The sequence below is a fragment of the Pseudoalteromonas sp. S3178 genome, from assembly GCF_005886985.1.
Classification (GTDB): domain Bacteria; phylum Pseudomonadota; class Gammaproteobacteria; order Enterobacterales; family Alteromonadaceae; genus Pseudoalteromonas; species Pseudoalteromonas carrageenovora.
Genome location: NZ_PNCW01000027.1, coordinates 15,649 through 37,701, shown reverse-complemented (window position 1 = coordinate 37,701; position 22,053 = coordinate 15,649). Strand labels below are relative to the sequence as shown.

Sequence of the window (22,053 nt, the reverse complement as noted above, 5' to 3'; positions counted from 1 at the left end):
TTATGTTTAATTTATCAAGCAAACATGAAGAAGTTCAAACCAATTTAAGTACCTTTGAAGAACTTAAAAAGTTATTACACGATGCTGTAATTGAAGAATACGAACAAGAGCCTACAGCATTACTCTCTGACAATATTTTAGAAAAAATCTCAGCGTTGTGCGTTGAGATCCCGCAGTTTTCAAACTCATCTTTTAATCAGCACCAACAAGCTCAAGTAGTACAAGCCGTTTTTGATGAAATTCAAGGCTTAGGGCCAATAGCGCAGTTTATGCTTGATGACCAAGTGAGTGATATTTTAATAAACGACACGCAAGACATTTGGATTGATAAGCAAGGTAAGCTTCTATGTACAGCCAGTAAATTTGATGACGAGCGCCATTTACGCCGCTTTGTTGATAGGTTACTTGATGGGTGCGGGCGCCAGGTTAACGCACTAATGCCAATAGTTGACGGCAAACTAAAAGATGGTAGCCGTGTTCATATTATTGTGCCACCTGCATGTACTAGTGCCGCTATTGTATCAATAAGAAAATTTAACCATAAAAAAATCAATGATGAATTTTTAATCGCTAATAAGTTTTTAGATAAAAATGTTTTAACGTTTTTACAAACGGCCGTTAAGTCAGGGGTTAATATATTAGTATGTGGCAATGCTGGCGCGGGTAAAACCTCTTTATTAAATGTGCTTGCCAACTCTATAAATAAAAACGAACGTGTTGTTACTATTGAAGAAAGTGCTGAACTTAACTTACATCATAACCATGTTGTACAACTAGAAGCTCACGATACAAATAGCGATGGAAAAGGGGCTGTAAGTTTAAGAGATTTAGTAAAAGCAGCGCTTAGAATGCGCGCCGACAGAATATTAGTGGGCGAAGTTCGCTCTGGTGAAGTTATAGATATGCTTCAAGCTATGAACTGCGGCCATCAGGGTTCTATGACGACCATACATGCTAATAGTGCAAGTGATGCAGTAACCAGATTATCAACGCTCGTTCAGCTTCATAATGCACAGTTAAGCGACGCCCATACAAACGCATTAATAGCATCGAGTATTCAGCTTATTGTTCATGTTTCTCGCTCTACAGATGGAATACGTACTTTAAAAAGTATCGGTGAGATAAAGCGTGTAAATGGAGCTGCTCATTTTTGTGCTTTGTACAGTAAGCCCGGTTTAGAAGCCGTTGAAAATAATTTTGTGCAAGATTCTAGTGTTATTTCATTTATGCAAAGCCAAGGTGAAAATGCACAAACACTTCAAGCATTACTTAAAAGTAAAACGGAGGCAGATCATGACTAAGTTAGATTACTTACTCGCCGTTGCAGCCGTTATTACATTTACCTTAGCAAGTAGTGTACTTATTACCTTATATGTTAAAAACAAAAGCAATGAAGTTGTAAAAAAGCCAGATATTTTAGAAGAAAAAGATGTTTTAACCTTGTCACTAAGAGTGCTTGGTTTAAATATAAGTAATTTTGTATTTATTAGTATGGCAAGTTCACTTTCAAGTAGTGCGTGGTTTTTAGTAAAGCTTTACTACCCAGAGGCCTTAACCAGTGCATTTATTATTGCAATAGTTGTATTTGTAACCTGCTTTATTGTTGTTATTGATTTAGCCCATTATAGGTTAGCCAAGTTTGAGCATCATTTTTTGGAGTATATCGAAACTGTACAGTCATGTTTAAGTACAGGTTTATCACTTCAACAATCAATGAAGTTTGCAGACGAACACGCAGATCCATACCTAAAATTACAAAGTTCACTATTACTGCAAAGAATGAGTATGGGTAGTGATGCGCAAACATCGTTCGCACCATTAATTCAAAGATACAATTGTGAAACAGTTAGATTATTTGCTCATAGCATTATCACGCATACACAAAGTCAGTGCGACTTAACCGATATGCTTAAAAGTGTTTGCAATATGATGGCGCTTAGAACACTTGATCGCCAACAATTAAAAGCCAAGCTCTCAGGTACTAAATATGCGGCTGTGTTTAGTGGTGTATTACCTTATGCGTTAGTGCCTCTATTCAATTATACCGATCCTACCTGGTTTGAACCTTTATTAAACGATCCCAACGGTATTGCATATTTAACAGTTGCATTGCTTTGTCAGCTATTTGGTTTTTTATGGCTACGTCTTAGCTTAAGGATAACATTATGATTGATATACTTTTACTTGTAGGTTTACTGGTAAGTATGGGGTCATTTATCCATATTCACAGACAATCTTTAAAGGTTGAGTTAGATAAAAGCGATACTAAAAATACTAATTGGTATCCGCTCATTGTTATTTCTAAACGCCAGCTAAGGCAAGCCGGTATACAAATTAATAAAATATTATTGAGCTTATATTGTTTCAAAGTAGCGGCCACTTTTAGCGCATTTACTTTAATAGAGCTCAGCGGGTATCAGTTAAGTTCAACCATTACTTTAATGTTGTGTTTCATTTGTTTTTTTGCACCCGAAGGCTGGTTTTTGATTCGTAAAAATCAGCGAAAAACGCTTATCAACAATAGTTTAGAGTTTTTTTTAAGAGTACTTTTGGTATATATGCGCGCTGGCTTTTCTCTAGAGCGTTCGTTTGCATTGGCCGTTGATCATGGCTTAAGCAAAAAGCATCCTTTATACAAAGAGCTTAAGCTATTTTTGTTTGAACTTAGTGCAGGTAAAGACCGTGAATTTGCATTTAACTCACTCTTTGAGCGTACGGGGGTTATGGGCATAAAAAAATTAGCCAATCTAATGCTAATAGGCTCAAAGCTAGGCACGCCATTAATTAATGCAGTTCAAGCTCAACTTGATGGACTTGCGTTAAAAAAGAATATTTTGCTTGCCAAAAAGGTAAACAAAAAAGCCATGCACACCACGTTTCCAATATTACTAATTTGTTTTCCGATGTTTTTGGTATTGGTGTTTTTCCCTGCCGCACTGCAGGTAATGAATGTACTTAAAATGCTTGTTGAAGTGCTATAGGAGCCTGATATGAAAAAACATTACCAACAAGGCTACATTTTAACGATTGAACTAATACTGATAATTACTATTTTAATCATTGGCTCAATTGGCGGTGTTGTTTTAGTAAGAGACGCCTTAATTAAGCGTCATCAAACTAAGGTCGATAATCAAATTACAGTTATTGACGCCAACAATAAACCGCTAGGTATTGCGGTTAGCTTTGACGAGCACCAAGCACCTCTTATTTTTTATACAGATCGCCAAGCAAATGCAACTTACCGTGCACTAATAGGTATTCGCGATGATAGATTTACCTCACGTGAGGCCGTTTATTACGATGCCCCTAATTGCCAAGGCAACCCATGTTTAAAAGGCTTGAGCGATGAAGCAAGTGATAGCCAAGGCATAAGCAATATAAATAACACAGGTAATGTAAGCTATATAAATGCGCTTCAGCAGGGGCCAAATTATGCAATAGGGCAGTTTGGTAATTCTGTTATTGGCCAACTATTAAGAAGCACAGCACAGGCGTGCCCTGCAAATAGCGGACAAATTTTATCGCGTTACGTGTCACAAAAAGTCGTCACTGGCTCACCGTGTGAAAGCTTTGAAATTGATAAACAACCTGCCGATAGTAGCTGTTTGGTAGGCGTAACTGCTTTGGGGAATCCGCTACTTGGCGTGAGCGATCAGAGTTTGTCGCAATCATGCGATAGCTGTCAAAGCGGATACGAATCTCAAGGTGATATTTTAGATTTATATTTGCCGCAAGTAGAGCCGCTTTTAAATACGGCGTTAAATGCACTCTCTTTAGTAGGGCTAAGTGCCAATGTAGATGTAGAGCTGGGGACTATTTGCTGCCCAGAGGGAACTCGCTTAGAAGATGATGAAAACATAGTAGAAACATTAGTGTTTACTATTTTAAAAACCACTTTTGAATTAGCCGGAATAGATTTAATTAATAATTTACTTATTACAGAAACATTAAGTCTTATAGGTATTGAGCCTGGCGTAACTTATTGTCAAACCTCGTTAAACCTTGTTAGTGCTGAGCAAGTTATTAATGTGACTACCGGCGAGCCCGCACTTAGCAGTTTAGCACCTCCATTTAGAGTTAAATTACCGACCCACAGCGGACAAAATAGCACTACCTGGATACATACTCCACCAACAGGAGAACGCAAATGAACGCATCTAATATATTTACTTTACCCAATGAAATAACCAGTGGAATAAAAGAAATAAGCCATGAAGTAAAAGAAACTTTATCGTTATTAAAGCAATTTTATGATGTGCCTATTGTTAAGTATGTAGACTTTAGAGAAGTATATTCTGAACAGATAATTACAAATGACGATGCCAATATAAAAGAAGAGCTTTTAAAATATCAACAGCGTTGTAATGAAGAAAAGTTATATATATTTGAAGATACATTTTTTGAAAGTGTATCTAGCAACACTGAACATCGTATTCGTTTTTATGCTCAGTATCCTATATACAGTAATAACAATACTGTTATTGGCTTATTAGTTATGGCCGACTTAGTGCCTAAAACACTAATAGGCTCGCAAAAAGATCAGTTCATATCATTTGCTCAGCTACTACAAACGCAATTAAATAGAGACAATGACCCAGCTAATTCAATTAATAAAAAATCAAACGAAAAATCTAATAAAGAGACTAAATATATCCACGTATTTAGTTTAGCTCCTGTCGCCTTTTTAATTGCTTTAGTACTGTGTGCTTTTACTGCTTTATTGCTTTATACAATCGAGAAAAAAGAGCTGCAAAGTAACTATAATTTAAAAACTCAGGAGCTTAGAAAAACCCTATTTAATGCATTAGAACGCTTTGATAATCAAGGGTTATATATTTCACAAAAAGACTTAGTGGTAGCTGGTTTTATTCAAAGCCAAAAAGAGTATACAAAAGAGCAGCTTAATAATTTAGTACAAAATCAAGCATCCGAAAATTTGAACTATAAAGGGTATGTAGTATTTGATTCTCAATATAACCAATTAGCACTTTGGTCTAAAAACAACTTTGATTTAGCGGCTTATGGTTTTAAAGGCTGGTTAACTAAATTTGATTTAAGAGCAAATAAAAAGTCAGTGGAAGTGTTTACAGTTGCTGATACTGCTTTTTTAATATCTGAAATTAAACTAAAAAATAACTCCATTTATACTCTTACTGCATTTGATTTAAGTAAGTTTTTAAAAGCTATAATAGGAAAACTCAACACCCAAAACTACAATATATTTATAGTTACGCCACAATTTACACTTAGTAAGCAAGGGGAAGTAAATTCTCGTGTTATTACAAATAGTATTAGCGCTGTTAGTAGCCGTTTCCCTCCAACTTGGCGTTTACATGTACAACCAATTAATAAAATATTAACGCCTACAATCACTAAATATAGTCTATTTAGATTAGGACTAATTGCTTTAGCTGTATTTGCATTTGTTTACTATTTTTTACGCTTACCTAGACGTTTACATGATGAAATTAAAGATAAAAACCAATTAATTTTAAATAGAGAAAAGCTATTTTCAAGTTCTTTAGATGCGCTTCCTCATGGCTTTGCTATTTTTAATAGCCATGAGTTCCCAGTTATTACAAATGATGCATTTAATAAGTTATTTTCCCAGGTTAATAAACAAAATAACCAGCTTTCGTATAGTCAGTTAATAAGTTTTGCGCAGCAACACAATATTATTAACCATTATAAAGAACATAATAAATTAGAAAATGATCATAACCAGCTGATTGATATTGGCTTTACCGATGGCCGATGGATAACTGTAGTGCAAAGACATACGGATTTTGGTGGCTTTGTTTGTTACTTCAGAGATGAAACATCAGCTCATCAAAAAGAGCTTTTACTTGCCGATGTATTAGAAAAATCAAAACAGTCTAATCAATTAAAAGAAAAATTTGTAACTCGCTTGAGTCAGCAACTAAAAGCACCTTTGAGTTCTTTAAAATCTATTATTGAAATTGCCCAAAAACCCATGAGTGCATCAGACTTCAAAGGTCATATTGGAAATATAAATACAGCTAGCGAACAACTAGAGTGTGTTATTCAACAACTCGTTAATGTTAATAAATCACAAACAGGAAAACTGAAATTAAAAGCTAATAAAATTAACTTAAGTAAAATGCTAAGTAATAGCGCGTCTATTTTGAATAAAGATTCAGATATTAAAAACGTGATTACCAACAGCAGTGAAAAAGCAGTTGCTGTAATAAGTGATGAAAAGCTAATTTCTCAGTTGGTTATTCAGCTATCAACAGAACTATTAGAAAGTAGTTACAAGTCACAACTTACTATTGATAGTGATATTGTAAAAAAAGATAAAAGAAATTATTTAAATCTAAACTTTTCAATTAACAACTTAACAATGAGCAATAATTTTTTAGCGCAATTAAAATTAATATCGCAGCAGTCAGCAATAAACTTTAATGATGATATAGATGCCACACTTGATATTAAATTTTTTATATCAATATTTAAAATGCTTGGAGGAAAGGCTATCAGTTTTAACGAAAGGGGGAAAACAACAAGTATTTGTTTATCGTTATTGGTTAACGTAACGAGTATTAATGAAGTAAGTGATATAACTCCAATAAAAAATAATGTTGAACCAATTATGTCTAACAAGTTTAAGTCTAAATCGTTGTTACTCGTTGATGACGAACCGCTTGTTGAGATGGTAATTAAAGCTATGCTCAAAAATGAAAACTTAAATGTTGATTATGCAAGTAGTGCAATAGAAGCAATGCTAATGGTGTCACAAAATGACTATGACATAATTTTAATGGATATAGTAATGCCAGAACTTTCTGGTACTGATGCAATGTTAAAAATCAAAAAGCACAGCAGTGAGAAGCAAACTAAAATTATTGCACACACTTCTGATTCACAAGGAAGTAGCAGTGCTAAGTATGTTGAGTTAGGTTTTGATGACATGCTCGAAAAACCCGTTAAACAAGATGTTTTAATAAATAAGATCAGGAAATTAATTGAGACTGAGAACTTAATTAAATAGGCAGTAACTATTTCATGCATCTACTACTTTATTTCACATTGTAAAAAAGTAATGCTGAATTATAAATTATGTATAGCTTACTTATTTTATACGCTAATACGATTTTAAATCGCTACAAAGCAGGGCACAGCGGTGTTTTTGTTTTGGCGATTGCACTTAGGATAAAAGTTTTAGCCTTAAATCAAACATGGGACGATAATTGCTCTTAACTACTCATACATAAATTTTAATTTAAAAGGAATATTAGTATGAGTAAAACACAATACGTTAGCATTGAAGGCCACCAAATTGCTTATCAAGAAATGGGAGAAGGCACACCGCTATTATTAATACACGGAATTCCAACTAATAAATCACTTTGGCGTAATGTTATGCCCGAGCTTGCTAAGTCACATAACGTTATTGCACCCGATTTACTGAATTATGGTGAATCAAATATGCCTAAAGACATTGACGTATCTATTAATGCGCAGTGCAGAATACTTATTAAGTTTATGGATGCAGTTGGTATTCCTAAAGCCAATATAGCAGCGCACGATATTGGTGGCGGTATTGCACAGTTAATGGCAGTCAATTACCCTGAAAAAGTGAACGGACTAATTTTAATCGACAGTGTATGTTTTGATTCATGGCCAATACCAGAGTTTGAGCCGCTACTTGAGCCAGGAGTTGAGGAAAAAACAACGGTTGATGAATTTGTTGATACACTACAGGATTTTATGCCTAAAGGCGTATATGACAAAAGCATAATGACTGATGAACTAAAAAAAGTTTATTTAGCACAATGGAGTAACGAGCAAGGTAAAGCTGCATTGTTTGCTAATATGCGTCGTTTAAATAAAGAGTACACGCAAGCAATTGCAGGTGAACTTAAAAGCTTACCGCATGAGACCCTAATTTTATGGGGTGAAGAAGATAACTTTCAAAAACCTAAATACGCCCCCATGTTAGAGCAAACCATTCCAAACTCATCGCTCATCTGGCTAGAAAAAGCAGGGCATTGGTGTTTAGACGAACAGCCTGAAAAAATATTACTTTTAATGAGTAACTTCTTAAAGGGTAAAACGTTTTAAATCTTAAAGTTGTATATTAGCAATCTAACGAGGCAGTTATGCCTTGTTAGATTTCTGGGCGTTTATACTTAACTGAGTTAAAAACGCACTATTTACAGTAAAAATCCTACCTAAAATGCATCTGACATCAAAACTTGCTCAATATTAAGCCAGGAAATGTGTGTTTTTGGTGATGTATTGTGCTTATTCACCTTAGTGAAATCGATTAGCAATCAATTTAACATAATGAAATTCTGTATAATTTAACATTTGTATTCAGAAACAGCTCGCCATTCAGACCTTTTGTTATTAGCGCTGCTCAAGGCGATTAAAACTCAATTGATAGGTAGGGCGCTTGTACGTTTTTTAACTTGTGCTTAATTAATACCAATAACCTAGGCTAATATTATTGTTTTACTGATTTTTACTTTTATATTTAAAAACATGTAGTTACTTAAATATTATTGTAATAAGGAGCTGTTAATTTTTATCCTCTTTAAATTGAGGATATAACAATGAAGACAATAATAAAGGCATCAATAGTACTTACAGGTTTATGTTTTGCTCATAGTGCAAGCTAATTGCTTACAAGGTTGCCCAACGGGTTTAAATAATGGCAACACAATTGAGCGAAGTATTTATACATTAAAAAATAATAGATATACAAAGTTTGCTGATTGGGTTGCATACCATGTAACTACCAATACTATGAGTGGACCGTCGAGAAGTAGAAGTTGGAAAGCTGATCCAGATTTGTATTCCCATTATACAAAGGGCGTGCCTGTCTTTCAGGATTAAATTTGTTCAAGCTAGGGGCTATTTAATCGCGGCACGAGCTTTGTAACCTAGTGTGCTAAGTCAAAATCGAGTAACAAAGAGTTAATCGTCCCTAGAAAGAACCTTACAGGCAACGCGTGTTTGGTATTTATGCGGCGTTATCGCCAATTTATGGGGAATAAACCACACTACATAGGCTCTGCCTTGCCTAAAAACCAAACACACTGTTGCAAATTCAATGTCGAATGGCAGGCACGCCCTAAACCCAATGATTATACCGATGCGTACGCAACAATAAATACAGATAGAGGCCATCAAGTCCCATTAGCATCTTTTAGTAATACGGCTGATTGGAAACTGACAAACTTGCTTTCTATTATTACGCCGCAATCATCTGCATTAAACCAGGGACCATGGGTTAGGCTTGAAACCGCAGTGCGAAATCATGTTAGTAATGGTAACGATTTATACGTAGTAACCGGGCCGTTGTACGAATATTACTTTGCAGAATTACCACAAGCTAATGAAGCACATACAATTCCAAGTGGTTATTTTAAAATTGTGATGGAGCAATCTGGTAGCACAATTAAAGCATCGGCGTTTATCATGGAACAATCAGCAAGCCGCAGTGATAATTTTTGTAATACTGAAGTAAGTATTGATGAAGTTGAATCACGTGCTGGTATTAACGTTATGCCAGATTTATCATACAACAACGCGCAAACAATTGAGCCATCAGTGTTTGGTTTAAGTACTGAGCTAGGCTGTAGCTAGAAACTTAAATTATAAAAACATAAGCCTTAAATAAAAGTGTATTTATTTAAGGCTTTTAAAACTAGTAGTTAAAGGCCTTAATTAAAATAGAAGCTTTTTAATTAGGAAAACCAAGAACACAAAAACCATTAAGTGAAATGTTTAATTTTAATTTGTTAACTTAGTTATTGGTTAATTTGAGAGTCGATAAAATTTATCATTTAGTTATTTGTGGATGTTACATTTGTAGGTGTAGCCAACTTAGGATAAATAATATTAACCGTAATTTAAAACTGGCAACTAATGATAATTAAAGAGCGATTACACATATAAGCCAGATCTATATAAAAACAGATGAAAATAGGGGTTATATACATAAAATAATGAAGCTCTTTATCCTACTATTATAATAAAACACTGTATTTAACATAATATAAATTATAGGTAGTTAATGGCTATTTAAAAAGGAGTGTTAATAGCACCCCTTTAATGTCCAATACTAGACGGTATCGGACATAAGCCAGCTTTATACATGTTTTTTATTACTTTAAAAATTAGTGCTTTATGTAACTACTTACAAAAGCTTACTACAAAAAAGCTACAACAAATAACTACAGCGGCTATCATAAATTCATATTTTCTTAATGGCTGAATAAAACTTAATAAAGCTTAAATATTTTCCTTATCACTTAAACTTAAATAACCCATTTTAATTTACTGCTATATGAGTTTTAAACATTAGCAAATTACTATTCAATACTTAGCAATCGTTCTGCTGTGTATTCGTTAGTAATTAAACCGCTGATCATATTAGACCTAACAGCGCCAAGTATTGCTAAAACTTTATCTTCACCGGCAGCAATTGCGTAAATTTGTTTATTACCTTCAATTTTTAAAGGCGTACTGGCAACACGTTGGTTTACCGTGCAATCAATTAGTTGGCCACGCTTATCGTAAACCCAGCTAATCATTTCGCCAACGGCTCCTAAATTTTGTAGCTCTTTAAGTTCTTGCTCATCAATAAATCCATCAATATGCAGTGGCGATTTTTCGCCTAAGCTACCAACACCAACAAATGTTACGTCCGCCTGAGTAGCTAACTTTAAATTACTGGTAATATTATGCTGTGCATGAAGCTGTTGTTTTTCTTCAACACTTCTTGGTAATACTGGCAATGGCATTGGATAATGTTTTGCATTGATATGCTCAGCCATTCTTACCACAACATCATATGGTGACGCCGAACCATCAAGTGCCATATTACCAAGCATGGCCACAACTTTATGTTGGCTACAATCAAGCGTTGGTAATTCATCAACACAGGCACGTAATACACGCCCAGTACCCATAGCTAAAATTTTTGGTGTTTCTGATTTTAAATGGCGCTGAATTTCTGCCGCGCCAGCTTGTGCTAAACCAACAGTAGAATTTGGATCTGATCCGTCACTTGGTACAACTTCACATGACTCTAATCCAAAACGATTTTTTATTTTTTCAGCTAAATCCATGCATTTAGCAATTGGGTGTTCAAGCCTGACTTTAATTAGCCCTTGGCTTACCGATAAAGCGACCATTCGCTGTGCAGATTGGCGAGATACATTTAGCTTTTTAGCTATTTCGTCTTGGGTTTTACCCGCAACGTAATATAACCACCCTGCTCTTGCTGCATCATCAAGCTTACGTATTTCTGTATTTGATAGCTTTGCCACTTAAACCTCTTAATATCAAAGGATCGTGTCCTTGGGTTCGATAACTTTTAGATAAATTACTAAAATACACCGCAATTAATCATTTTATAATATTCGTAAATATATCATTGATTTATAAAATGCCGAAGTGTCACATTAACTTAATAACCAATACTTTATACGTAAACGAGCTCGTATAAAGTATTGGTGCATATTTACGCTTTAAGGTGCGGCATTTTTAATAGTTAAGCCGTTTTTATCAAACCGATGTACTTTATGCTCAGGCGCACTTAAGTAAATAGTATCACCGTATTTTAAAGGGCAATCGCCATCAGCTTTTACCGTTACTGTACTGCCATTTTCAATGGTTACATGTAAAAAGCTTTCAGAACCTAAGTGCTCTATAACACCTACAGTACCTTGCCAAGTACCAGAGTCAGTAGAAATTTCAAAGTGCTCTGGGCGTACACCTAAACTTTGTGTTTGCGCATTGCTATCGTTAGTTACATCAATAAAGTTCATTTTTGGAGAGCCAATAAAGCCCGCTACAAATTTATTTACCGGGTGTTGGTATAGCTCAAGCGGTGTTCCTACTTGCTCTATAATTCCACCATTAAATACTGCGATTCTGTCAGCCATTGTCATGGCTTCAACTTGGTCGTGAGTAACATAAATCATTGTTGTAGCTAAGCTTTTATGTAACTCAGATATTTCTAAACGCATATTTACACGAAGCGATGCATCTAAATTTGACAGTGGCTCATCGAATAAAAATGCCGATGGCTGTCTAACAATTGCACGCCCTATCGCTACACGTTGGCGTTGACCACCAGATAACTGACCTGGTTTACGGTCTAAGTAGTCTGTTAAATTTAATATTTTAGCGGCGTTTGCAATTTTAGACTCTATTTCAGCTGGACTTACTTTTGCACGTTTTAGTGGAAAAGCAATATTATTGCGAACACTCATATGTGGGTATAAAGCGTAAGACTGAAATACCATTGCCAAACCACGTTTAGCAGGTGGTGTATGTGTTGCGTCTTGCCCATCTATTTCAATATTGCCACTTGTTGTGTCTTCAAGCCCTGCAATCATGCGTAAAAGTGTTGATTTACCGCAGCCTGATGGCCCAACAAATACAATAAATTCACCGTCTTTAATCTCTAAATCGAGCGGTTTTATTACGTTAACTTCATCAAAGTTTTTAGTTACTTTTTTTAGTGTGATGCTGCCCATGTGTGTTCTCCTACTTTACTGCGCCAAAGCTTAAGCCGCGCACTAATTGTTTTTGACTAAACCAACCAAGAATTAATATTGGCACAATGGCCATGGCAGAAGCTGCCGATAATTTGGCGTAAAATAACCCTTCAGGGCTTGAGTAACTGGCAATAAATGCCGTTAACGGTGCGGCATTTGCAGCAGTTAATATAAGTGTCCAAAATGCTTCATTCCAAGCCAAAATTACGTTTAATAGTAATGTTGAGGCAATACCTGGTAAGGCAATTGGGAGTAAAACATGAAATATTTCTTCGCCAATTGTTGCACCATCCATGCGTGATGCTTCTAAAATCTCCCCTGGGATCTCTCTAAAATAGGTGTATAACATCCACACCATTATTGGTAAGTTAATTAATGTCATTACTATGACTAAGCCAAGCTTGGTATCAAGTAGTGCAAAGTCTCTGAACAATAAGTAAATCGGAATTAACACACCAACTGGTGGTAACATTTTTGTAGAAAGCATCCACATTAATAGGTTTTTAGTTTTTTTAGTTTGCACAAATGCCATTGACCATGCTGCAGGTACGGCAATCATTAGTCCTAATAAACTTGAACCAAGTGAAATAACCACTGAGTTCCAAAAGTGATCAAAATAAGGCGAACGTGCTAATACATCTTGATAGTTTTCAAGCGTCCAATCGAATGCAAATAACGCAGGAGTTGCTGAAATAGCTTCAGCTTCTGTTTTAAAGCTTGTGATTAGTGTCCATAAAATTGGGAAGAAAATCATCCCACTGATCGTCCACGCAGCAAGGGTATAAATTATTTTTGATTGTTTGGTTGATGCAATAGCCATGAATTAACCCTCCAAGTTTTTGCCAATAAGGCGCATTAAAAATATGGCTACTATGTTGGCAATAATAACTGCCACTATGCCCCCTGCTGATCCGCCGCCCACATCAAACTGTAATAGCGATTGGGTATAAATTAAGTAAGTGATATTGGTAGAGGCATAACCTGGCCCGCCACTGGTTGTTACTAAAATTTCAGCAAAAATAGACAGTAAAAATATTGTCTCAATTAATATTACAGCGGTAACTGCACGTGATAAGTGCGGTAAAACAATGTAAAAAAACTTGCTAAATGGGCCTGCACCATCTAAATCTGCAGCTTCTAACTGTTCACGATCCAACGACTGAATAGCGGTAAGTAAAATAAGCGCTGCAAATGGAAGCCACTGCCAAGACACAATTATAATGATTGAAAACAAAGGCATTTGTGCAAAAAAATCAATGGGGTCTAAGCCAAGCCATAGTGCAAAGTGAGCAAATAAACCATTTACGGGATTCATTAGCATGTTTTTCCATACTAATGCCGATACTGTTGGCATAACAAAAAACGGCGCTAAAACCATAATACGTACATAGTTCCGCCCCCATATTGCTTGGTCGAGGAGAATGGCTAACCCTATACCACCACAGATAGTGATGGCTAATACACCCGTTACTAAGTAAAGGGTGTTAAAAAATGATTCAAAAAATGCTGGATCAGTTAAAAAGAATTCATAGTTTAAAAAGCCTACAAATTCACGCTCTCCAGGTATAAGTAAGTTGTAATCTACAAATGAGAAATACAATGTCATGCACAGCGGTACTATCATCCAACCGAGTAATAAAATTACGCTAGGGAATAGCATCATGCGTGCAAGCGTACGTGATTGTGTCGTTGCCATAGTGTGGTGACCTTTCAAAAGTCAGCATTATCCCTAGTAAAGCCCAGTGTGGGCTTCACTATAATTCTTAGCTAATGCTGACATTAAATACGAGGTAAGTTGAGAGCTTACCTGCCTACTGATTTATTTTGGGTAGCGAGCTTTTCGCATTGTGCGTTCAACTAAGCGTTGTGATGCATTAAGCGCTTGCTCAACGGTCATTTGCCCCGTGAGCGCAGCAGAAAATTGCTGTCCAACTGCGGTTCCTATTCCCTGAAACTCAGGAATGGCTACAAACTGAATACCAACATAGGGCACAGGTTTTACAGTAGGGTTTTTAGGGTCTGCTGAGTTGATTGAATCAAGCGTAATTTGTGCAAATGGTGCTGCACTCATATATTGCTCGTTTTCATAAAGAGATGCGCGTGTACCTGGCGGTACTTTTGCCCACCCCTTATTATCAGCAACTAACTGGCTGTATTCTTTAGACGTAGCCCAGCTAATAAATTTCATAGCTGCGTCGGATTTTTTACTACTCGATGGAATCGCAAGTGTCCATGACCATAACCAGTTACCGCGTTTGCCTAAGCCGTTATCAGGAGCGAGTGCAAAGCCCACTTTATCTGCGACCTCAGAGTCTTTTTTGTTAGTAACAAATGCGCCGGCTACGGTTGCATCAATCCAAATACCACATTTACCGGTTTGAAATAATGCTAAGTTTTCGTTAAAGCCATTTGCTGATGAACCCGCAGGGCCTGACTCTTTCATTACATCTACGTAGTATTGAAGTGTTTCTTTCCACTGTGGAGTATTAAATTGGGGTTTCCAGTTTTCATCAAACCAGCGTGCGCCAAATGAATTAGCCATTGAGGTAATTAATGCAACATTTTCGCCCCAACCTGCTTTACCACGTAAACAAAGACCGTATACACCGTCTTCTTTATTGGTCATTGCTTTTGCTGCTTTTTGAATAAAGCTCCAGGTCGCTGCTTTTGGCATTTCAAGGCCTGCTTTTTCCATTAGATCAGTACGATACATAACCATAGAGCTTTCACCGTAAAATGGTGCTGCATATAATTTGTTATCTATCGTTAAACCACTACGAATAGCAGGCAGTAAATCATCAACATCGTAGTTTTCGCCTAAATCATCAAGCTCAGTTAGCCAGTTTTGTTTTCCCCAAATTGGCACTTCATAAGTACCAATTGTCATTACGTCGTACTGGCCACCTTTTGTCGCTACATCGGTAGTTACACGTTGGCGTAAAATGTTTTCTTCAAGTGTTACCCATTTTAATGAGATGTCTGGGTATTTTTTTTCAAAGTTATTACTTAACTCTTTCATGGTGATCATGTCACCATTATTTACAGTTGCGATGGTAATGGTTTCTTTTGCGGCAGCGTTACTCATTGCCATAACACCGCATGCTAGCATTAATAGTTTAGTTTTCATGGGGGAACCCTCAAGAATATGTTAAATAAGACGCTTAAATAAATTAAGTGTTAAACGCCCTACTAAATAAAGCGATAAGCAATAACCATCATCTTTAAAGGATGATTATTGCAATTAAAAGCAAGCTAACACTTGCTCCTTATTTAAAATTTAACTGAGATTTCTGAGGTGAATCCATCAAAACCAGTACCAATTTGGCCACCTGAGTTTGCACCTTCTTCTTGGTTTACATATTCAACTTTTAGAAGAGTGCTGTCGTTAAACCAGTAACCTGCGGCAACTTGTAAACGCTCAACGGTGTTATCGTTTTGAGAAATAAGATCTGAAGTGTTTTCAGCTTCTGCGTAACGTGCTGCTACGTAAAGTTTTTCTGGAATAATGTATTGCTGAGCTTCAACAACATAATATTGAACTGAGCTTTCGCCCTCAATTACGCTATTAGAGTCATACGTTGTTCCGTTTGCATCTGCAACACCACTTGCGTTACCAAAGTAAGTAATGCCTGCGACTGCATTACCTGCAGAATCTGCAAAAGTAAAATCGTCTGATGATTTACCAAGCATTAAAATAACGCTTGTTTGAGGAGATGGTTGGTACGCTAGGTTTAACTGAATGGTTGTTTGATCAAGACCAGGCATAACACCTACGTGGGTATCACGTTCATTTGAAGGTGAAGCTGAGAAGTTGTAGTTTTCACCATCACCAAAACGGTAGTTCGTTGTAGTAACGCCATCTAGGCTAGCTACACCATTTTCAAAGCGTAATTGATCACCTTGATTTGCTTGTAAATAGTTAAGGCCAGCTTTAAAACCACCTTCAAATTCTAAAGTACCTTGAAGGCGGTAGTTGTAACCTCTGTCTTCTTGAAACGCTTCGCCAAAGCTTGATGTAGTAATATGACCGGTTACATTGTAAGAGCGGATCAAGCCACTATCATAGCTTTTAGTATAACTAAGTTGTGCACCGTTTTCAGCAGTTGCATAATCGGTCATGCCGTTACCAATAAGGGCATTACCTTGGTTATCTGCGCCGTCTTGAAAACCTTTAAACTGAAATGGTGAGCCACCAATGTTACCTAAACGCAGCGTTAGGTTTTCGTTTTCACGTATGTTATCGGTCAAGCCAAATAAATCAAACTCAACACCCGCGAAGTCATTATGAAACGAAAAGTCACGATCCTCGCCACCAAAGTCATTTGGCTCTTCTGCGATGTCTATATCTGCAGTAATAAATTCGTTGATATGAAATTTAAGCATTAAGTTAGCGCGTATGCGGCCAAAACCAGACGATTGTTCTTCATCTTCAGGGCGAAAAGCACCGTCTTTTGCTTGAATCGACTGGAAGTTTTGCATTGCAAGAAAGTTAACTTCAAGTCGATCTAAGTAATCTGAAACTTCTGCTTGAGCAGGAGTAGATGCTGCCATAGCAGCTGCAATTAAACTAACTGCAAATTTAGTTTTTTTATTATTTAACATTTTAAACTCTCTTTATAGTGTGTTGTGTTTATTCAGCGTGTTGAACCTATCAAAGCCTTACAAACAATTGCTGTGTAGGCAATTAAAGCTTAATGAGCATAAGCTCAACTGATGAGCATAATCACAAATAGATAATGTTACGTCAACGAATATTTATTACAAAGAATTTACAATGCGCGTGAATAATAATTTAAAACATTAATTTTCAAGTAGTTGAAGGTATATTTAAAAGGTTATTAATTTTATATTTATGGCTAAAGTCTTATATAAACGTAGATAAAATTGTTTGAATAGCCCTTTTTTGTTACTTCTGTTGCAAAATAAAAAAGAGTTAACATGTTAGGTATCAGGGTGTGTTGATCTTTAGAGGATGAACTTGTAGCAGACTGATTGTTACTTATTCTTACATGGGTGTAAGGCAGTAGAGTAACGCATGAGCAGTTACCAAGCCCACTAGGTTACAAAACTCGCATCGCGATTTAATCTTCCTTAGATTAAACAAATTCCAATCCACAAAGTTCAATACGCCCTAGTAAGTCTTGGCGCACAAATAATCTAGTTATTTATTGATGTGTTCTTGAGCTTATGAGGGGCTTAGCTTAGTATTGAGTAACTTAAGATGTATTTAAATTAGAAGTAATAACATATGGAATTTGTTCGCCCGTTAGAGCCTATCCTCATTATTGATGATGTTAAGGAAATCCGTGATTATTTAAATCAAATATTAACCGAATTAGGCTTTGAAGATATTTTAGAAAGTGCAGATTTTAGCTCTGCTAAACCTGTTATGGATAAAAAATCCCCAAGCGTTATATTTGTAGATGTCGACCTTCCTGACTCTGATGGCACCGATATTTTAGATTACATTAATACTACCTACCCACACACTCACGTTGTTATGTGTTCAGGTCATAATAATCTCGAAAATGTACAAAACACATGGGAACTTGGCGCTAAAGGCTTTATTGCAAAACCATTTAATGCAAAAAAAGTAGATACGGTAATGAAGCGTCTTGAATTAATAGAATAAAATAAGGTGAGCATGCAAAGTACTGTTACAGCGATAATCGACGATCTGTCGAGTGTTATTTTTGGAAAAAAGCAGCAAATAAAGCTGGCTCTTACCTGCTTGTTTAGTCAAGGGCATTTACTAATTGAAGATTTTCCTGGAATGGGCAAAACAACGCTTTCGCATGCGCTGTCGGCTGTTTTAGGGTTAACCTATCAGCGGGTTCAGTTTACGAGTGATCTATTACCAGCCGATATTATTGGTACTAATGTTTTTAACTCAAGCGAGCACAGTTTTACGTTTCATAAAGGCCCTATTTTTAGCCAGGTAGTTTTAGCCGATGAAATTAACCGCGCGGGTCCTAAAACACAAAGCGCTTTACTTGAGGCAATGGAAGAGCAACAAGTAACCGTTGATGGCAAAAAATATTCCCTACCCGATCCATTCTTTGTCATTGCCACACAAAACCCTCTTTATCAGTCAGGGACTTACCCTTTACCAGAATCTCAACTTGACCGTTTTTTAATGCGTATTAGTTTAGGCTTTCCTCCAAAAGAAGCTGAAAAGCGCCTTATTTTAAATATGCAAAAACGAGACTATAGCCAGCTACCGCAGCGGATTAACCAGCAAGAATTAGCACAAATTCAAGCACAAATAAGCGACATAACACTAAGTAGCCCAGTGGTTGACTACATAATTAAACTGGTTAATTACACACGAAACAGTAATGCATTTGCAGCGTCTTTATCTCCTCGTGCCAGTATGGCACTAGCTAAAGCAGCAAAAGCCTGGGCTTATATTGACGGACGTGACTTTGTAATGCCCGAAGATGTACAAGCTATTTTTGCAAGTGTGTGTCAACACCGCTTAGGTTTACATAATGAATCTGGGGATGAGCAAGTAAATAGTATATTAAATGCTGTTTTGGTTCCGGTATAAGCTTTATGCCAAAAAAAGTAGCTAAAGGCCCTTCATTATTTAAGACATTTAAAACTCGTGTATTTAATAAATTATTAAAAAATAAGCATTTAAAAAACACTATTACACTAGAACATAAAACAATTTACGTATTACCTTCATCACTTGGTTGGTATTTTATAGTTGTAGCTGTATTAAATTTTGTGATGGGTATTAATTATCAAAACAATTTAATTTTGATAATGGCCTACTTAATGTTTGTTGTAATTATAATTGCTGTACTTATGGGTTATAGCAACGCAAAAGGTTTAACGGTCAAATTTAAAGACACGTTTAATAGTTTCTCCCCTCAAAAACCTCAAATAAAATTTGAATTGCAAAGCCCTAATGTGTGCCAATCAGTAAGCTTAACCTACCAAGGTACAGTACAAACTAGTCAACACGCTGATCAGGTAAGTAGTAATACTCAGCTATTATCACTGCCTTTACCTTATTTTTTACGGGGTAAATACGACGTACAACGAATTAAAATTTCAAGTAACTACCCTTTTGGTTTAGTAAGTGTATGGAGCTACATTCAATTACAAACGTACGTATTTGTATATCCATCACTTGAAAAGGTGTTAAGTGATGCTCACGTTAATGCGTTAGACGAGCAAAGTGATAATGGTGTAGCTAAAGAAGTTGGCAGTGACGAATTTGAATCTCTCTTGCCTCACTTACCAGAGATGGGGTTACATAGAGTATCGTGGAAACATTATGCTAAAACGCAGCAACTTTTAGTAAAAGAATTCGTTGATTATAAAAAAGCGAATGCCCTATTTGATTTTACTTTTATGAATGGCGACACAGAGCAGCGTTTGAGTCAGTTATGTTTTTTAGTTTGCGAAGCAAGTGAGCAAAACACGCCTTTTATGTTAAAACTCCCAGGTAAAATAGTTAATACCAATACCGGACTTGAGCATAAGCAACATTGCTTAGCATTATTAAGCACATTTAAAGGTGGTGTGTAGTGCACGAAATTAAAAACGAAAAAGTTATTAATTACTCCATGTGCTTTATTTATGCATGTTTAGTCATATTTTTTATTGCTCATCTACCTGTTGTTTTTGTAAGTGTTTTGGCTGTTATTTGTGCGTGGAACTTTTACTTAACCTATAACAATAAACCTAAGCCTAACTCTATTTTGGCAAATATACTTGCAGGCGCGGCATTGGTATTAATGTTATCTAGTGTTGGAATGTCCGATACTGTTATTTTGTTTGTAGCCATGTTAATGCTTTCGAGCTTATTTAAATTACTGCAAGCTAAAACTAAAAAACATTACCACGTAATTACAACACTTACGTTTTTCTCGCTTTCGTCCGTTTATTTATTTAACCAAAGTATTTTAACCACACTTACTGTGAGTGGTTTATACATTTTAAATTTTGCAGTACTTGGTTTATTAGAATCAAAACATAATTTAAAAATAGCCTCTAAGCAAAGTGGTAAATTACTACTATTAGCACTGCCTTTAGCGATCTTCTTATTACTGTTTTTACCTAAAATGCCGGCATTTTGGCAATTACCAGGGCCAAAATTAGCTAAAACGGGGCTTTCTGAGCAGGTTGACCCCTTTGATATTGCAAAACTTTCTAACTCTGATGAGCTCGTTTTTAGAGCAACGTTTAATAACTCAGCGCCTAATGCTCCGTATTATTGGCGTGCAATTGTACATGATGAATTTAATGGCAACGCATGGCTTACGTCTGACTTTTTAAAATACAATAATTTAAAATCAAACTCTAAAAATGATATTGATGAGCAATTTATTGCACGCTACTCTGTTATAGCCGAGCCTGCTTCTCAAAAATGGCTTTATGGGCTCTTTTATTCACGAAGCGAATCGCAAAATGTTGAAGCAAATACATTGGGGTTATTGCGTAAAAAAAACTACCAGGCAAAAAGTTTACAGTACGATGTAACTAGTACACGCTTCACAAGCACGCCTCTTAATGACTTTGAAAACAAACGTTACACTCACCTCGCTCATAAAAAAAATGTTAAAGCGGCTTCACTCGCTAAAAATTTAAAACAAAATACTCAAACGGATCGTCAGTTTTATAATCATCTATTACAGTATTTTGTAGATAACAAATTTACTTATACTTTGACGCCAACCCCTATGAATGGCGATAACACAATTGATCAGTTTTTATTTGATAATAAACGAGGTTTTTGCGGCCATTATGCAAGTGCCGCTGCGTATATTTTTAGAAGTGCGGGTATTCCAGCACGTTTAGCAAGTGGGTATTTAGGCGGAGAGTTAAATTTAGATAACAGCACCCTATCCGTTCGCCAATACGATGCACACGCTTGGGTAGAAGTATATATACACAGCGAAGGTTGGGTTATTTTTGATGCAACAGCAGTAGTAGCACCTGAACGTTTAAACGGATCGCTTTCACAAAATGAAGCACTAAATACAGAGTTTAAAAGTAATTTAGATTTTGGCTTAGTTAGCTTAAGTAACTTCCCTGGCATTAACTGGCTACGCTTAGAGCTTGAAAATCTTGACTACCAATGGTCTAGTTGGGTATTAGGTTTTGATAAACAAAAGCAAAATGACTTTTTAAAATCGTTATTTGGCAGCCGTAATATTTGGTTGGTACCGCTAATAGTTTTACTTACTATCGGAATATGTTTTATAGCTTATTTTGTTTATTTAAACTTACCTAAACGTGCTACTAAATTAGCACCTATGGTTAAAGAGTTTTACGAAATACAAAAATGGGCTCATAAACAAAATATAAAAACGCCAGAGCACTTAACACCAAGCCAACAGTTACAAGTGTATATGGAACAATCCCCACAATCTGCGCAATCATTAAGCGCATTTAGCCAGTTATTTAACCAAGTACGTTATGGTAAAAAATCGTTTACTAATGAGCGTAAAACTCAGGCTAAAGATCTGATAAAATTAATTAAAACATCCAAATAGAG

At 36.1% G+C, this 22,053-nt stretch carries 18 protein-coding genes; 12 read left to right on the top strand and 6 right to left on the bottom strand.

What is annotated here, in order from left to right; genetic code table 11:
* Positions 1 to 2 precede the first annotated feature (2 nt).
* The 8 genes from CWC11_RS08280 (at position 3) to CWC11_RS08245 (ending at position 9,615) form a co-directional block, all read left to right on the top strand.
* Positions 3 to 1,301 carry a TadA family conjugal transfer-associated ATPase gene (locus tag CWC11_RS08280; protein ID WP_138682305.1) on the top strand — a complete coding sequence of 433 codons (1,299 nt, stop codon included), beginning with the start codon at positions 3 to 5 and terminating at the stop codon, positions 1,299 to 1,301.
* Complete coding sequence (locus CWC11_RS08275; protein ID WP_138682304.1) at positions 1,294 to 2,169, top strand: type II secretion system F family protein; 876 nt, start codon at positions 1,294 to 1,296, stop codon at positions 2,167 to 2,169. Before CWC11_RS08280 ends, CWC11_RS08275 begins: the two co-directional genes overlap by 8 nt.
* Entirely contained in the window at positions 2,166 to 2,981 is an 816-nt protein-coding gene (locus tag CWC11_RS08270) for a type II secretion system F family protein (protein WP_138682303.1), read from the top strand. Before CWC11_RS08275 ends, CWC11_RS08270 begins: the two co-directional genes overlap by 4 nt.
* 9 nt (positions 2,982 to 2,990) lie before the next feature.
* Positions 2,991 to 4,151, top strand: coding sequence for a hypothetical protein (locus CWC11_RS08265; RefSeq protein ID WP_138682302.1), 1,161 nt, complete (start codon positions 2,991 to 2,993; stop codon positions 4,149 to 4,151).
* Positions 4,148 to 7,012, top strand: a complete 2,865-nt coding sequence (locus tag CWC11_RS23300) for a response regulator (RefSeq protein WP_249330698.1) — start codon at positions 4,148 to 4,150, stop codon at positions 7,010 to 7,012. Before CWC11_RS08265 ends, CWC11_RS23300 begins: the two co-directional genes overlap by 4 nt.
* A 248-nt stretch (positions 7,013 to 7,260) precedes the next feature.
* A complete protein-coding gene (locus CWC11_RS08255; RefSeq protein WP_138682301.1) occupies positions 7,261 to 8,085 on the top strand; it encodes an alpha/beta fold hydrolase in 825 nt (274 codons plus the stop codon).
* Positions 8,086 to 8,634: 549 nt separating this feature from the next.
* The gene (locus CWC11_RS23295) at positions 8,635 to 8,862 is read left to right on the top strand and encodes a DNA/RNA non-specific endonuclease (RefSeq protein ID WP_502704794.1); all 228 of its coding nucleotides are present in this window, start codon (positions 8,635 to 8,637) and stop codon (positions 8,860 to 8,862) included.
* Between the two features lie 129 nt (positions 8,863 to 8,991).
* The gene (locus tag CWC11_RS08245) at positions 8,992 to 9,615 is read left to right on the top strand and encodes a DNA/RNA non-specific endonuclease (RefSeq protein WP_249330697.1); all 624 of its coding nucleotides are present in this window, start codon (positions 8,992 to 8,994) and stop codon (positions 9,613 to 9,615) included.
* A 728-nt stretch (positions 9,616 to 10,343) separates the two neighbouring features.
* Here CWC11_RS08245 and CWC11_RS08240 read toward each other — a convergent pair.
* The 6 genes from CWC11_RS08240 to CWC11_RS08215 all read right to left on the bottom strand — a co-directional run bounded on the left by CWC11_RS08240 (position 10,344) and on the right by CWC11_RS08215 (position 17,141).
* Positions 10,344 to 11,303, bottom strand: coding sequence for a sugar-binding transcriptional regulator (locus CWC11_RS08240; protein WP_138682300.1), 960 nt, complete (start codon positions 11,301 to 11,303; stop codon positions 10,344 to 10,346).
* A 201-nt stretch (positions 11,304 to 11,504) separates the two neighbouring features.
* Positions 11,505 to 12,518, bottom strand: coding sequence for an ABC transporter ATP-binding protein (locus CWC11_RS08235; RefSeq protein ID WP_138682299.1), 1,014 nt, complete (start codon positions 12,516 to 12,518; stop codon positions 11,505 to 11,507).
* A gap of 10 nt (positions 12,519 to 12,528) precedes the next feature.
* Complete coding sequence (locus CWC11_RS08230; protein WP_138682298.1) at positions 12,529 to 13,359, bottom strand: carbohydrate ABC transporter permease; 831 nt, start codon at positions 13,357 to 13,359, stop codon at positions 12,529 to 12,531.
* Positions 13,360 to 13,362: 3 nt separating this feature from the next.
* Complete coding sequence (locus tag CWC11_RS08225) at positions 13,363 to 14,235, bottom strand: carbohydrate ABC transporter permease (protein WP_138682297.1); 873 nt, start codon at positions 14,233 to 14,235, stop codon at positions 13,363 to 13,365.
* Positions 14,236 to 14,358: 123 nt separating this feature from the next.
* Complete coding sequence (locus tag CWC11_RS08220; RefSeq protein ID WP_138682296.1) at positions 14,359 to 15,666, bottom strand: ABC transporter substrate-binding protein; 1,308 nt, start codon at positions 15,664 to 15,666, stop codon at positions 14,359 to 14,361.
* 143 nt (positions 15,667 to 15,809) lie between these two features.
* A complete protein-coding gene (locus CWC11_RS08215) occupies positions 15,810 to 17,141 on the bottom strand; it encodes a hypothetical protein (RefSeq protein WP_138682295.1) in 1,332 nt (443 codons plus the stop codon).
* Between the two features lie 646 nt (positions 17,142 to 17,787).
* Here CWC11_RS08215 and CWC11_RS08210 point away from each other — a divergent pair.
* The 4 genes from CWC11_RS08210 to CWC11_RS08195 are packed head-to-tail and all read left to right on the top strand — an operon-like array spanning position 17,788 to position 22,051.
* Positions 17,788 to 18,171 carry a response regulator gene (locus CWC11_RS08210; RefSeq protein ID WP_058550031.1) on the top strand — a complete coding sequence of 128 codons (384 nt, stop codon included), beginning with the start codon at positions 17,788 to 17,790 and terminating at the stop codon, positions 18,169 to 18,171.
* Positions 18,172 to 18,183: 12 nt separating this feature from the next.
* On the top strand, positions 18,184 to 19,089 hold the full coding sequence (locus CWC11_RS08205; RefSeq protein ID WP_138682294.1) for an AAA family ATPase: 906 nt from the start codon (positions 18,184 to 18,186) through the stop codon (positions 19,087 to 19,089).
* 5 nt (positions 19,090 to 19,094) lie between these two features.
* Positions 19,095 to 20,081, top strand: coding sequence for a DUF58 domain-containing protein (locus CWC11_RS08200; protein ID WP_138682293.1), 987 nt, complete (start codon positions 19,095 to 19,097; stop codon positions 20,079 to 20,081).
* Positions 20,081 to 22,051 (top strand): transglutaminase TgpA family protein, encoded by a 1,971-nt coding sequence (locus tag CWC11_RS08195; RefSeq protein WP_138682292.1) that lies wholly within the window; start codon positions 20,081 to 20,083, stop codon positions 22,049 to 22,051. The genes CWC11_RS08200 and CWC11_RS08195 overlap by 1 nt, the downstream gene beginning before the upstream one ends.
* Positions 22,052 to 22,053: the final 2 nt, after the last annotated feature.

Coding starts and splice junctions, on each gene's coding strand:
- CWC11_RS08280 (WP_138682305.1), top strand. CDS start 3: ATGTTTAATTTATCAAGCAAACATGAAGAAGTTCAAACCAATTTAAGT.
- CWC11_RS08275 (WP_138682304.1), top strand. CDS start 1,294: ATGACTAAGTTAGATTACTTACTCGCCGTTGCAGCCGTTATTACATTT.
- CWC11_RS08270 (WP_138682303.1), top strand. CDS start 2,166: ATGATTGATATACTTTTACTTGTAGGTTTACTGGTAAGTATGGGGTCA.
- CWC11_RS08265 (WP_138682302.1), top strand. CDS start 2,991: ATGAAAAAACATTACCAACAAGGCTACATTTTAACGATTGAACTAATA.
- CWC11_RS23300 (WP_249330698.1), top strand. CDS start 4,148: ATGAACGCATCTAATATATTTACTTTACCCAATGAAATAACCAGTGGA.
- CWC11_RS08255 (WP_138682301.1), top strand. CDS start 7,261: ATGAGTAAAACACAATACGTTAGCATTGAAGGCCACCAAATTGCTTAT.
- CWC11_RS08245 (WP_249330697.1), top strand. CDS start 8,992: ATGCGGCGTTATCGCCAATTTATGGGGAATAAACCACACTACATAGGC.
- CWC11_RS08235 (WP_138682299.1), bottom strand. CDS start 12,518: ATGGGCAGCATCACACTAAAAAAAGTAACTAAAAACTTTGATGAAGTT.
- CWC11_RS08230 (WP_138682298.1), bottom strand. CDS start 13,359: ATGGCTATTGCATCAACCAAACAATCAAAAATAATTTATACCCTTGCT.
- CWC11_RS08225 (WP_138682297.1), bottom strand. CDS start 14,235: ATGGCAACGACACAATCACGTACGCTTGCACGCATGATGCTATTCCCT.
- CWC11_RS08220 (WP_138682296.1), bottom strand. CDS start 15,666: ATGAAAACTAAACTATTAATGCTAGCATGCGGTGTTATGGCAATGAGT.
- CWC11_RS08215 (WP_138682295.1), bottom strand. CDS start 17,141: ATGTTAAATAATAAAAAAACTAAATTTGCAGTTAGTTTAATTGCAGCT.
- CWC11_RS08210 (WP_058550031.1), top strand. CDS start 17,788: ATGGAATTTGTTCGCCCGTTAGAGCCTATCCTCATTATTGATGATGTT.
- CWC11_RS08205 (WP_138682294.1), top strand. CDS start 18,184: ATGCAAAGTACTGTTACAGCGATAATCGACGATCTGTCGAGTGTTATT.
- CWC11_RS08200 (WP_138682293.1), top strand. CDS start 19,095: ATGCCAAAAAAAGTAGCTAAAGGCCCTTCATTATTTAAGACATTTAAA.